This is a genomic window from Streptomyces sp. NPDC030814 (assembly GCF_055572155.1).
The window spans coordinates 648,400-661,186 of record NZ_JBVIDX010000002.1; the positions used below are offsets into that span (position 1 = coordinate 648,400).

The 12,787-nt window shown below is 70.4% G+C and carries 10 protein-coding genes and 1 pseudogene; 5 read left to right on the forward strand and 6 right to left on the reverse strand.

Annotation, left to right across the window (positions count from 1 at the left end):
• Positions 1-96: 96 nt before the first annotated feature.
• Positions 97-1,554, forward strand: a complete 1,458-nt coding sequence (locus tag ACZ43N_RS06190; RefSeq protein WP_468095330.1) for a dihydrolipoyl dehydrogenase family protein — start codon at positions 97-99, stop codon at positions 1,552-1,554.
• 183 nt (positions 1,555-1,737) lie between these two features.
• Here ACZ43N_RS06190 and ACZ43N_RS06195 read toward each other — a convergent pair whose 3' ends face one another.
• Positions 1,738-2,394: a peptide deformylase gene (locus tag ACZ43N_RS06195; protein WP_468095331.1), complete on the reverse strand. Its 657-nt coding sequence runs from the start codon at positions 2,392-2,394 to the stop codon at positions 1,738-1,740.
• 188 nt (positions 2,395-2,582) lie between these two features.
• On the opposite strand from ACZ43N_RS06195, the gene ACZ43N_RS06200 reads away from it, so the two are divergent.
• Positions 2,583-3,992: a PepSY-associated TM helix domain-containing protein gene (locus ACZ43N_RS06200; protein ID WP_468095333.1), complete on the forward strand. Its 1,410-nt coding sequence runs from the start codon at positions 2,583-2,585 to the stop codon at positions 3,990-3,992.
• Positions 3,993-4,132: 140 nt separating this feature from the next.
• Here ACZ43N_RS06200 and ACZ43N_RS06205 read toward each other — a convergent pair whose 3' ends face one another.
• From ACZ43N_RS06205 to ACZ43N_RS06215, 3 genes are all read right to left on the reverse strand, one after another.
• On the reverse strand, positions 4,133-4,480 hold the full coding sequence (locus ACZ43N_RS06205; protein ID WP_468095334.1) for a tetratricopeptide repeat protein: 348 nt from the start codon (positions 4,478-4,480) through the stop codon (positions 4,133-4,135).
• An 86-nt stretch (positions 4,481-4,566) separates the two neighbouring features.
• On the reverse strand, positions 4,567-5,037 hold the full coding sequence (locus ACZ43N_RS06210) for a MarR family transcriptional regulator (RefSeq protein WP_468095336.1): 471 nt from the start codon (positions 5,035-5,037) through the stop codon (positions 4,567-4,569).
• Positions 5,034-5,522, reverse strand: coding sequence for a MarR family winged helix-turn-helix transcriptional regulator (locus ACZ43N_RS06215; protein WP_468095337.1), 489 nt, complete (start codon positions 5,520-5,522; stop codon positions 5,034-5,036). The genes ACZ43N_RS06210 and ACZ43N_RS06215 overlap by 4 nt, the downstream gene beginning before the upstream one ends.
• A 185-nt stretch (positions 5,523-5,707) precedes the next feature.
• On the opposite strand from ACZ43N_RS06215, the gene ACZ43N_RS06220 reads away from it, so the two are divergent.
• Both ACZ43N_RS06220 and ACZ43N_RS06225 read left to right on the forward strand, forming a co-directional pair.
• Complete coding sequence (locus tag ACZ43N_RS06220; protein WP_468095338.1) at positions 5,708-6,673, forward strand: pirin family protein; 966 nt, start codon at positions 5,708-5,710, stop codon at positions 6,671-6,673.
• Positions 6,674-7,234: 561 nt separating this feature from the next.
• A pseudogene (locus tag ACZ43N_RS06225) lies at positions 7,235-7,861 on the forward strand (DNRLRE domain-containing protein); the annotation flags it as partial.
• 105 nt (positions 7,862-7,966) lie between these two features.
• Here the strand turns inward: ACZ43N_RS06225 and ACZ43N_RS06230 are convergent.
• Together ACZ43N_RS06230 and ACZ43N_RS06235 are read right to left on the reverse strand one after the other, a co-directional pair.
• Positions 7,967-8,881, reverse strand: coding sequence for a glycoside hydrolase N-terminal domain-containing protein (locus ACZ43N_RS06230; protein WP_468095533.1), 915 nt, complete (start codon positions 8,879-8,881; stop codon positions 7,967-7,969).
• A 77-nt stretch (positions 8,882-8,958) separates the two neighbouring features.
• On the reverse strand, positions 8,959-11,262 hold the full coding sequence (locus tag ACZ43N_RS06235; RefSeq protein WP_468095339.1) for an alpha-L-fucosidase: 2,304 nt from the start codon (positions 11,260-11,262) through the stop codon (positions 8,959-8,961).
• A 38-nt stretch (positions 11,263-11,300) separates the two neighbouring features.
• Here ACZ43N_RS06235 and ACZ43N_RS06240 point away from each other — a divergent pair, with 38 nt between their 5' ends.
• Positions 11,301-12,701 (forward strand): RICIN domain-containing protein, encoded by a 1,401-nt coding sequence (locus ACZ43N_RS06240; protein WP_468095535.1) that lies wholly within the window; start codon positions 11,301-11,303, stop codon positions 12,699-12,701.
• Positions 12,702-12,787 lie beyond the last annotated feature (86 nt).

Sequence of the window (12,787 nt, forward strand, 5' to 3'; positions counted from 1 at the left end):
GGGGTGAGCCGCTGTTCGTCAACGCCACCAGGCGGTGGCGTATTCCGCGCGCGTACCCATGTGGCCACGGCGCACACCACCAACCAGACTGACCCCATGACGGATACGGAACACACCGAAAACGACGAGGACACCACAGGGACCCGGTACGACGTGGTGGTGCTCGGTGCCGGACCCGTGGGGGAGAACGTCGCCGACCGCACCCGCGCGGCAGGCCTGTCCACCGCGGTCGTGGAGAGCGAACTCGCCGGCGGTGAGTGCTCCTACTGGGCGTGCATGCCCAGCAAGGCCCTGCTGCGCCCCGCGATCGCCCGGGCCGACGCCCGCCGCGTACCCGGCCTGCGCCACCTCGTCGAGGGCCCGCTGAACGCCGCGGAAGTGCTCGCCCACCGCGACTACGAGGCCGCCGGCTGGAAGGACGACGGCCAGGTCGCGTGGCTGGAGAGCATCGGGGCCGACTTCCACCGCGGCCACGGACGGCTGGCCGGGGCCCGACGGGTCGTCGTCGACGCCCCCGACGGCGGACGGCGGGTCCTCACCGCCCGGCACGCGGTGGTGATCTCCACCGGCAGCCGCGCCCTCCTGCCCGATCTGCCGGGGCTGGAGAAGGTGAAGCCCTGGACGAGCCGTGAGGCCACCAGCGCGAAGCAGGTGCCCGGCCGGCTGATCGTCGTCGGCGGCGGTGTCGTCGCCGTCGAGATGGCGACCGCCTGGCGCGCCCTCGGTTCCGAGGTCACCGTCCTCGTCCGCGGCAAGGGCCTGCTGCCCCGTATGGAGCCCTTCGCCGGTGAACTGGTCGCCGAGGCGCTCACCGAGGCGGGCGCGGACGTCCGCACCGGTACGTCGGTGACCGCGGTGACCCGCGAGAACGGCACCGTGGTGGCGCTCACCGACACCGGGGACCGGCTGGAGGCCGACGAGATCCTCTTCGCCACCGGCCGCGCCCCGCGCACCGACGACATCGGCCTCGACACCATCGGCCTGGACCCCGGCTCCTGGCTGCCCGTCGACGACAGCCTTCGGGTGACCGGCAGCGACTGGCTCTACGCGGTCGGCGACGCCAACCACCGGGCGCTCCTCACCCACCAAGGGAAGTACCAGGCCCGCATCGCCGGGGCCGCCATCGCCGCCCGCGCGGCGGGTGTCCCGATCCTGGAGAGCGACCCCTGGGGCGCCCACGCCGCCACCGCCGACCACCGCGCCGTTCCGCAGGTCGTCTTCACCGACCCGGAGGCCGCCTCCGTCGGCCTCTCCCTCGCCGAGGCCGAGCAGGCCGGACACCGCGTCCGCGCCGTCGACGTCGAGTTCTCCTCCGTGGCCGGGGCGGGGCTGTACGCCGACGGCTACCGGGGCCGCGCCCGGATGGTCGTCGACCTGGACCGCGAGATCCTCCGCGGTGTCACCTTCGTCGGCCCCGCCGTCGGCGAACTCATCCACTCGGCCACGATCGCCGTCGCCGGTGAGGTACCCGTCGACCGCCTGTGGCACGCGGTTCCCTCCTACCCGACGATCAGCGAGATCTGGCTGCGGCTGCTGGAGGCGTACCGGGGCTGAACCGATCCGCAGGGCCACTCAGAGCCTGTGTCATATCCCCGGCCGGGCGCGCGGCGTTTGGCACGCACGCTCGCCGCGTTGCCGAAAAGCCCTAGTAGCTCCGCTACGAGGACTTTCCGGCGCCTTGCGATCGCACGCACCAGACGCCGCGCGCTGATCCGACCGGGGATATGACACAGGCGCTCAGTCGGGCAGCAGGAAGCCGAGGGCGCGGGCGGCGCGGGCCGGGGTGGGGTCGTTCCAGCGATCGGCCATCGCCTGGTTCGAGGACAGGGAGCGCAACTCGGCACGGTCGAGGTAGAGCGTGCCGTCCAGGTGGTCCGTCTCGTGCTGGACGATCCGGGCGGGCCACCCCGAGAACTCCTCGTCCACCGCCCGCCCCCGCTCGTCGAGCGCCCGCAGCCGGACCCTGGCGTGCCGAGCCACCACGGCCTGCCACCCCGGCACGCTCAGACAGCCCTCGAAGAACGCGTCACGGTGCGGACCGACCGCCTCGTACGACGGGTTGACCAGGACACGGAATGGCTGCGGGACCCGCCCCCGGGCCAGCCGTACCTCCTCCGGCACCGGCGCCGGGTCCTCGATCACCGCGATCCGCAGCGGTACCCCGACCTGCGGCGCGGCGAGGCCGACGCCCGGGGCCGCGTGCATGGTGGCCCGCAGGGCGGCGACGAAACGGGCCAGCAGGCCGGGGCCGAGCTGGCCGTCGAAGGGCTCGGCCGTGCGGCGCAGTACCGGATCGCCCGCGGCCACGATCGGCAGCGGGCCCTCGTTGGCGAGGAGTTCCTCGACCAGGTCGCTCAGGGGGCGGGACTCGACGCGCTCTCGTTCGGAAGCCATCGCGCCAGCATGCCAAGCGGGATGACCCGATGCGAGGCGGCTCTCGCGGCCCGCGCGCCATGGGGCAGGCCGGGTCGTGAACCGGCTCTGTGACCCACGCCACACAAATCTCCGGGAACTCGGCGCCTTCGCCTTCCGACTACTGAACCGCCACGACGTCCCCGTACCCGTACCCGGAGCAGCCGCCGATGACCATCGCCCCCTCGACCGAGACGGACGAGACCCGAAAACCCGTCACTCCCGACGGCGCGACGAAGAGCGCCTGGGCCTCCCTCAGGCCGCTCGTCCTGCGGCTGCACTTCTACGCGGGCATCCTGGTCGCCCCGTTCCTGCTGGTCGCCGCCCTGACGGGCGGACTGTACGCCGCCTCGTTCCAGATCGAGAAGGCCGTCTACGCCGACGAGATGACCGTCGCGAAGGTGGGCGACGAGAAGCTGCCGGTCTCCGAGCAGGTGGCCGCCGCCCGCAAGGCGCACCCCGAGGGCACCGTCTCCGCCGTACGCCCCTCGCCCGAGGACGACGCGACGACCAGGGTGATGCTGTCCGGGGTCAAGGGCGTCGACGAGAGCAACACGCTCGCGGTCTTCGTCGACCCGTACACGGCACAGGTGCGCGGGGCGCTGGAGCAGTACGGCGCGACCGGCGCGCTGCCGCTGCGGACCTGGATCGACAAGTTCCACGCCAACCTGCACCTAGGCGAGAGTGGCCGTCTCTACAGCGAACTCGCCGCCAGCTGGCTGTGGGTCATCTCGGCCGGCGGTCTCGTCCTCTGGTTCGGCCGCCGTCGCGCCCAGCGCAAGGTGCGTGGCACCAGCGGCCGGCGCCGTACCCTGGGCCTGCACGGCACGGTCGGCGTGTGGGCCGCGGCGGGGTTCTTCTTCCTCTCCGCGACGGGCCTGACCTGGTCGGCGTACGCCGGCGCCAACATCGACGTCCTGCGCACCGAACTGCGTCAGGCCACTCCGGCGATCTCGGCCGCGGCGGGCGACCACGGCGGCCATGACACCGGCGCGGCGCAGGGAGGGGCCGCCGCGGAGGGCGACCTCGACAGGATCCTCGCCGCCGCCCGCGCGGAGGGGCTGGACGACCCGGTCGAGATCGTGCCGCCCGCCGACGCGTCCTCCGTGTACGTCGTGAAGCAGGTCCAGCGCAGCTGGCCCACCAAGCAGGACGCGGTGGCCGTGGACCCGGCGACCGCCGAGGTCACCGACACCCTCCGGTTCGCCGACTTCCCGGTGCTGGCCAAGCTCACCCGCTGGGGCATCGACGCCCACACCGGCGTCCTGTTCGGACTGGTCAACCAGCTGCTGCTGATCGCTTTGGCGGCCTCCCTGGTCCTGCTGATCCTCTGGGGCTACCGCATGTGGTGGCAGCGCGGCCGGGCCTCCGCCTTCGGCCGCCCGATCCCGCGCGGCGCCTGGCAGCAGGTGCCGCCGCAGATCCTCGTCCCCGCGCTGGCGGTCGTCGCCGTCCTCGGCTACTTCGTCCCGCTCCTCGGTATCCCGCTCGCGGCGTTCATCGTCGTGGACGTCGTGCTGGGCGAGATCGCCCACCGGCGGGGCAAGCGGACGTACGGGGAGCGGGCGGAGGCGAAGTAGGGCGCGGGGAAGCGCCGGCGCGGACGTACCCGGCACCAGGCGGTGGCGCACGACGTACGGAGGCGGTGAGGGGTGTGTCCCGACCGGGGCACACCCCTCACTCGCTGTGACGACTTCCTCCTGCTCACGCTTCCTCTTGCTCACGGCCGTTCGAAGTCGCCCGCGAGCGCGGAGGCGATCCGCAGGTGCGGCTCCGCCTCGTCGTGCCGGGCCTGCCGCTGCAGGGTGCGGCCCAGCAGCAGCCGGGCGTAGTGCTCCACCGGGTCACGCTCGACGAGTATCCGCAATTCGGCTTCGGCGCGGCGCAGTTGGGCGGAGTGGTAGTAGGCGCGGGCCAGCAGCAGCCGGGGGCCGGTCTGCTCGGGCACCTCCTCGACCAGCGCGCCGAGGACGCGTGCTGCGGCCGCGTACTCCTCGGCGTCGAAGAACATCCGCGCGCGCTCCCAGCGCTCGGCCGGTGTTCCGTGGTCGTAGTACGTCGTGTCCACTGTGACCTCCTTCGACGCCTACAACCGGCCATGGATGTTGAACATTCCACTACCTTTGCCGGGTCAAGCCGGCCGGCCGCCGCCGGCTACCGCAGGGCGACGAGTTCCGCGTTGGCGCGCTCGGTGACGAGGTCCAGCACCCGCCCGGCGATCGCCAGATCCTCCGCAGGGATGCCGGCGTAGATCCTCGCGGAGATCACCGCGGTCTCGGCGGTGGTCCTCGCGTGCACCTCCCGCCCGGCGTCCGTGATCCCGACGCTGGACGGCTCGGCAGGGTCGGCCGCCATCAGCCCGGCGGCGATCAACTCGTCCACGACGCCTCGCGCTTCCGCCTCGCCGACCTTCAGGGACCCGACGACCTGATCCACGATCCGGTCACGGGCGACGGGCCCTTCGCCGACCGCGACGAGCCGCAGGGTCACCGACTGCTGGAACGTCAGGCCGTGGCCGACGAGCACGCTCTCCGCGACGGCGCGGCCGGCGTAGTGGGCGAGCCCGATGACGCGGCCGTTGACGGTGGCGGTGGCGGTGGGCGCGGTAGTCGCTGTGGTGGTCATGACTGCTCCTCGTCGTGCTCGGTGGAAAGGGAAGGGTCGAGGGGTACGTCGAGCAGGGTCGTCAGCTCGCGTGTGAACTCCCGTGTGCGGGCGCCGTCGAGGCCGCCGAGCGGCTCCAGGAACTGCTGCAGCAGCCCTTGGACGACCTTGATCGCACGCCGGGCGACATCGCGCCCCTCCTCGGTGAGCGCCAACTGCACGGCGCGCGGGTCGCGCGGGTCCCGGGCGCGTTCGAGCAGCCCGGCCGTCTCCAGGGCGCGGGCCAGCTTCGACACATACAGCGCCTCCAGCCCCGTGTGGTCGGCGAGCTGCCGCTGACTCGGCCGCAGCCCGGCCCGATGCATGCCGTGCAGCGAAGCGACCAGGACGTACTGCGCGTGGGTCAGCCCCAACGGGGCCACGCCGCGGTCGACGGCGACCCGCCACTTCATGGAAAGCCGCCACACGAGGAAACCGGGCGTCGCGCCCTCGAAAGCCGAACTCATGGCGGATACGGTACATGGCTACTGTAGCTATGGCTACTATTTATGGGTGGGCCGCGCCCCGGCGGGCCCCCGCACGGCGGCGGCACCGCAGGCAGGGCAGACGGCTGGAGCCGCAGGGGAGCGGTCGGTTTGACGGAGGGGTCGACCGGGCGAACGTTGTCTGTTGGTGCACTAGGTTGAGCGGTATGAGCAATCTTGACCGTCAGGCGGTGCCGAGTGTGTGCGGCGGCCGGGGATTCGTCGTCGCCGAACCCGTGCGGGAACTGCTGAGCCCCCGCCGTGTGCGGCTCGGCGAGTCCACGGAGGTGCGGCGTCTGCTGCCGAACCTGGGGCGTCGCATGGTGGGCGCATGGGCGTTCGTCGACCACTACGGGCCGGACGACATCGCGGACGAGCCCGGTATGCAGGTGCCGCCGCACCCGCACATGGGCCTCCAGACCGTCAGCTGGCTGCACCAGGGCGAGGTGCTGCACCGCGACTCCACGGGCAGTCTGCAGACGATCCGCCCGCGTGAGCTGGGTCTGATGACCTCCGGGCGGGCCATCAGCCACTCCGAGGAGAGCCCGAAGTCGCACGCCCGTTTCCTGCACGGTGCCCAGCTGTGGGTCGCCCTGCCGGACGGGCACCGGCACACCGACCCGCGCTTCGAGCACCACGCCGAGCTGCCGGTCGTCACCGCGCCCGGCCTGAAGGCCACGCTCATCCTGGGCTCGCTCGACGGCGCCACGTCACCCGGCACCACGTTCACACCGATCGTCGGCGCCGACCTCACCCTCACCCGGGGCGCAGACCTCCGTCTCCCCCTCGAACCCGACTTCGAGTACGCGGTCCTCTCCATGTCGGGCGAGGCCCACGTCGACGGCGTGCCCGTCCTGCCCGGCTCCATGCTCTACCTCGGCTGCGGCCGCGCCGAGCTCCCCCTTCGCGCCGAGTCCGACGCGTCCCTCATGCTTCTCGGCGGCGAGCCCTTCGAGGAGGAACTGATCATGTTCTGGAACTGGATCGGGCGATCTCAGGAAGAGATCGTACAGGCCCGTCAGGACTGGATGGAAGGTTCGCGGTTCGGTGAGGTGAAGGGCTACGACGGGGATCCTCTGCCCGCACCGGAACTGCCGCCGGTGCCGTTGAAACCGCGGGGGAGGGCGCGATGACCTGCGGAAACGCGTCAGTGTAGGTGGTCGCAGGGCGGAAGGCGGCCGGGTAGTTCTCACTGACTTCCACCTGCTTGCCGGAAGGCGTCCAAACAGCCGGCTGGCTCAGGCCGGTGTGGTTGGGGATTCCACGGTGTGGCTATCTGTGGGCGGCTGTGGCAGGACTCTTGCTGACCTACCTCTCTCTCCGACACCGGTGCCGCCCTCACGCCCGACACCGCGGCCGCCGACATCAAGGTCTCTGACGGTGGGGACACCGCCCTCGCCTCGGTCTCCGAGGACGGCAGGACTTTCGGGCTCGGCTGGGCGGAGAAGCTGCCCAGCCCCACGGTGGACGGTGACACCGCCTCGTACGACATCGGCGCGGGCGAGACACTCGAAGTCGCCGCGCTGCCTCAAGGGTTCTCGCAGAACGTCCTGCTGGAACAGGCACCGGCCGAGCCGGTGTCGTACCGGATCCCGCTGGAGCTTGACGGGCTCACCCTCGCCGAGGCGGACTCCGGGCATCTGCTGCTGACGGACCCCTCCGGAGCGCTGGTCGCCGAGGCGCCCGCGCCGATGATGTGGGACTCCAGCCGGAACGAGCTGTCCGGCGAGCCGGAGCGCCAGGCCCAGGTCGACGCGGACGTCGAGACCGCCGCCGACGGCCGCCAGACCCTGGTCCTCACCCCGGACGCCAGTTTCCTCGCCAAGGCCACGTACCCCGTGACGGTCGACCCGCCCTCCACCCTCGCGGTGACCACGGACACCTGGGTGGCCACCAATTACACCGACTCGCAGGTCTCCTCCACGGAGCTGAAGTCGGGGACGTACAACGCCGGTGACACCAAGGCCCGGTCGTATCTGAAGTTCGACGTCTCGGACTTCGCGGGCAAGCACATCACCGACACCAACCTGGCCCTCTACTCGTACTGGTCCTCGTCCTGCTCGACCGCAGGCCCCGGCACCCAGATCCGGCGGATCACCTCCACCTGGTCCTCGTCGACCGTCACCTGGGACGAGCAGCCGTCAACGACTGCAACGGGCGCGGTCACCAGCACCGCCGCCAAGGGCTACTCGGACGACTGCCCGGCCGGCACGGTCAACTTCGACGTCGACGACATCGTGCGGGACTGGGCCGACGGGGCCACCAACTACGGCATCCAGGTGCGCGGCGCCAGCGAGACCGACTCGCTGACCTGGCGCCGTTACCGGTCGGCGAACTACATCTCCGGCGACGCCGCCGTCGAGCCGCACCTGACCGTCACCTACAACTCGTACCCGAGCACGGCCGCCCAGATCCTGCCGCTCGCCTCAGCCGTCACCCCCGACGCCACCCCCACCCTGTCGGCCAGGGCGAGCGACGCCGACGCCGACCAGCTCCGCTACACCTTCGAAGTCTGGGACAACGGCCTGACGACCCGGAAGACCACCGGCAACTCCCAGTACCTTCTCCCCGGCCGGACCGGCACCTGGACCTCGGGCACGCTCGCCCCCGGCACCTACAAGTGGCGGGTCAAGGCGTACGACGCGACCGACCTGTCCCAGTCGTGGTCGCCCTGGCGGACCCTGACCGTCGACCCGACGGCACCGGCAGCGCCCGACATCACCAGCACCAGTCACGCCTCGTGTCGCCGGCAGCAGTTCATGGACGATGACCTTGTCGGCGCGGGAGGCGAAGGCGTGGCGCTTCCAAGTGCCGTACTGGTCGGTCCAGGTGTGGGTGACCTCTCCGCTGCGGAAGTCGGTGATCCGGGCGTAGTCGTTCACCGTGGTCATGCCCGGCGTGCTCAGCCGCAGCTCGTACCCGGGGTGGTACGTCTGCGTCCAGCGCAGGTTCCAGCCCGAGGCGAAGCTCGACTGCGCTCCGGCGTAGTCCCCGGCCAGCGCCTTGTCCCGTACGGACGCCAGACGGCCCGAGATCACCGGTGGCAGTGTGTCGCGGGTGCCGTTGGGCAGCACGAACCGGTGGTGGTTGACGATGACCTTCTCCAGCGTGGGCACCCCGTACAGGACGGCGCCGTACTCGCCGTTGCCGGTCACGAAACCGTCGGTCCACGACGACGCGGTCCCCGTGTCGTAGATGCCCCGCTCGGGGAGGTCGACCTGGGGCGGCACGGCCGCGGCAGCCCGCCCGGGCAGAAGCCCGGGAAGCGTGACGGCCCCGGCTGTGAGTGCCGCGGCGGTCAGGAACCGTCTGCGGTCGAGAGGCTGGTCGGACAGGCACATGGCGTTGACTCCGGATGCGTTTCAGGGAGAGGGGGGCGGGGGCACGCCGCACCGCGGCGCGCCCCCGCTTGGCGCCGTTACAGCGCGACGAGCTGCCAGTCCTGGTTGGCCCCGTTGGTGGGGGGCCATTGGATGATCGGGACGTTGTCCTCGGTGGAGGCGTCCTTGACGTCGGCGCACCAGCCGTTGCGGACGTTGACGAGCCGGTAGTAGCCGCTGGTCTGGGAGGGGACCAGCTTCCACCACTGGTTGTCGCCGCCGTCGTCGGTGGCCTGCTCCAGGGTCGCGCCCTGGGCGGAGCCGTCCGGGCTGCCGAGGACCTTTCCGCTGCGGACGTTGGACAGCCGGTAGGAGCCGTCGCTGTTCGGCTGCAGTTTCCACTTCTGGTTGGGGCCGTCGGTCGAGGGCCACTGGATGATGTCGGCGCCTTCGAGGGTCGAGGCGTCCTTGACCTCCAGGACCTTGCCGCTCTTGCGGTTCACGAGCCGGAAGGTGCCGATGTCCGCGGCGATGGGCCGGTCGAAGACCTCCAGGCTGCGGATCGAGGCCCAGACGTTGCTGGGCAGTCCGGTGACGGTCACCCGCACATACCGTGCCTGCGCATGGAAGGCGGAGACCTGCACCTGGCTGGTGCTGGTGGTGGCGGTGCGGTCCACCAGGGTGGTCCAGTTGGTGTTGTCGGTGGACCCCTCGATCTTGTACTGGTAGTTCTTGCCGTCGAGTTCCCAGGCGATACGGGCGCCGGTGAGGGACTTGGTCGTGCCCAGGTCCACCTTCAGCCAGTTTCCGGTGTTGCCGTTGTTGGCACACCAGCGGGTGGCGGTTGAGCCGTCGACGGCCTTGGCCGCGGTGTTGCCCTTGGAGGTCTCCTCGCTGCTGGCGGTGGCGGTCTTGCCCGCGGCGATGTTCGCCGGCTGCACGGAGCGGTCCAGCGTGACGCCGACGATGCTGTCCTCGGGGATGCGGGTGCGGTTGATGCCGGTGATGGCCACCCTGCCGTCCGCGCCGGCGGTGTACGGCAGGTCGGTCCCCGTGGCCACGTCGAAGACGCGGGTGACCTGCGCGTCACCGATGGAGGGGGTGGTGAAGGAGGTGCCGCTGTAGCCGGGCAGCAGATGGGCGTAGAAGGTGTTGTCCTCGTACGTGAAGCCGTACTGGCCGTCCACCGGTTCCCACGGTCCGCTGCGTGTGCCGTAGACGGCCTCGCCGCAGATGGACAGGAAGGAGCCCACCCTGCGCACCACCGCGGCCTGGTCGGCGGGGATCACTCCCGTGCGGTCGGGGCCGACGTTGAGCAGGACGGTCATGTTGCGCACCCAGGAGTTGACCAGGATGTTCATGATGTTGCCGTAGCTCATCACGGGTGCGCCAGCCTTGTAGCCCCAGGTGCCGCAGATGGTGAAGTTCTTCTCTACCACCCGCCCGGTACGCATGGCGCCGGAGGGGATCGAGCCGCCCTCCTCGCTCTGGTAGTCGCCCATCCAGCCGGAGCGCAGGTTGACCACGATCTCGGGCTGGTGCTTGCGGACGACGCCCATCACGCCGAGGGGTTTGCCGGTGGCGGGGTCGGTGTCGCTGTAGGCGGCGTCCACCGGCCACTCGTTGGTGCTGTCGCGGAGCTTGCCGCTTTCCCAGAAGTAGGCGGCGTCCGCGTCGGAGCCGCGCTGGCCCAGCCAGCCGCCGTCCCAGTAGATGTCATCGATCTTGCCGTACTGGGTCATCAGCTCCTTGACCTGCTGGTACACCTCGTTCTTCATGATCCTCGCGTTCTCCTTGTGCGCGGGATCGGTGGTGTAACCCCATTTGTTCGGCAGGCAGTTGGTGCCGTTGACGTCGTAGTAGCCCGGGTAGCGCCAGCTCATCGGGGAGTAGTAGAGACCGACCTTGAGACCGGCGTTGCGCACGGCGGTGACGTACTCACCGATCAGGTCCCGCTGCATCGGTGCCTGGCCGGCGTGGAAGGCGTTGGGGTGGGTGGACGGCCACAGGGCGAAGCCGTCGTGGTGACGGGCCGTGAGCACGGTGTACTTCGCGCCCATGTCCTTGGCCAGCTGGGCCCAGTCGGCCGGTTTGTAGGCGCTCGCCGTGAACTGCTCGCTTGTCGCGTCGGTGAAGTACTTCTTGTAGTTCTCGGGCGTGACGGCGGCGTTCTCCATGTACCACTCGCCCCTGGCGGGCCCCGAGTAGACGCCCCAGTGGAGGAACATCCCCAACTTGGCGTCCTGCAGCCACTGGATCCTCTCGTCAGACTGCTGCTCGATGCCCAGGTCCACTTTGGGGATCCGCAGCGGGAGAAGGGGCAGCGGCGGGGCGGTGGTGGCGGCGTGGGCGGGTGTCGCCAGGGTTGGTGAGACGGCGGCGGCAACCGTCATGGCGGCCATGCCGGTCAGCACTGTGCGGCGACTGATCGGTCCTCTTCCTGGGCGTGTTCGCGCTGTTGGTCGGCGGCGTGCCGGCTCAGGCCGCCACGGTCACCGTGACCAACGGGACGCAGTTCACCGACACCACGGGAGCCGTGGTGCACGCCCACGGCGGCGGGGTGATCAAGGTCGGCTCCTCCTACTACTGGTTCGGTGAGAACCGCAACGCCGACAACACCTTCAAGGCCGTCTCCGTCTACCGCTCCACGGACCTGAGGAACTGGGAGTTCCGCAACCACGCGCTGACGCAGGCCAGCGATCCTGAGCTGGCGGTCGCCAACATCGAGCGGCCGAAGGTGATCTTCAACAGCACCACCGGCAAGTTCGTGATGTGGATGCACAAGGAGAACGGCAGCGACTACACCCAGGCCCGTGCCGCGGTCGCCGTCTCCGACACCGTCGATGGTGACTACACATGGAGGGGCAGCTTCCGGCCGCCGTCCGGCACCACGTCCCGGGACATGACCCTGTTCAAGGACGACGACGGCACCGCGTACCAGATCACCTCCGCGGTCGGCAACGCCGACCTGCACATCTACAGGCTCACCGCCGACTACACCGGTTACGGCAGCCTGGTCGCCAACCCCTGGGCGGGCACTTTCAGGGAGGCACCGGCGCTGTTCAAGCGGGACGGCGTCTACTTCATGCTCACCTCCGGCAACAGCGGCTGGAAGCCCAACCAGCAGAAGTACGCGACCGCGACCAGCATCACCGGTCCGTGGACCGCGATGGCCAACGCCGGGGACGACACCGGCTACGGTTCCCAGACCACGTTCGTCCTGCCCGTCCAGGGCACACAGGGCACTTCGTACCTGTACATGGGTGACCGCTGGGGCAACTCCATGGGCGGCACGGTCAACGACTCCCAGTACGTCTGGCTGCCGCTGACCTTCCCGACCCGGACCACCATGAACCTGCCGTGGTACCCGCAGATCGCCATCGACACCGCCGCCGGCACGGTCAGCGGAGTGGGCGGCGGCCCCTACTACAACCTGGTCGCCCGGCACAGCGGCAAGTGCCTCGACATCACCGACAACTCGGCCGCCGACAGCGCGGTCGCCCTCCAGTACACCTGCGGCGGTGGCCTCAACCAGCAGTGGCGGCTGCAGGACGCGGGGGGCGGCTACGTCCGTGTGCTCGCCCAGCACAGCGGCAAGTGTCTGGATGTCGGGGGCAACTCCACTGCCGACGGTGCCTTCGTCAATCAGTACCGCTGTACGACGGGCACCAACCAGCAGTGGCGGTTCGAGGACCAGGGAGGCGGCTACTACCGCATGGTGGCCCGGCACAGCGGCAAGTGCCTGGACGTCAAGGACGCCTCCACCGTCAACGGCGCTCGTCTGATCCAGTGGCCCTGCGGCACCGGCACCAACCAGCAGTTCCGACGCCTGACCGGCTGAACCGGCTGGCACGGGCCGGTGCCTGCCATCGACACAGGACCGGGCCGGGTTCGCTGTCGTCGCGGTGGAAAGGGTCCGGCGAACGG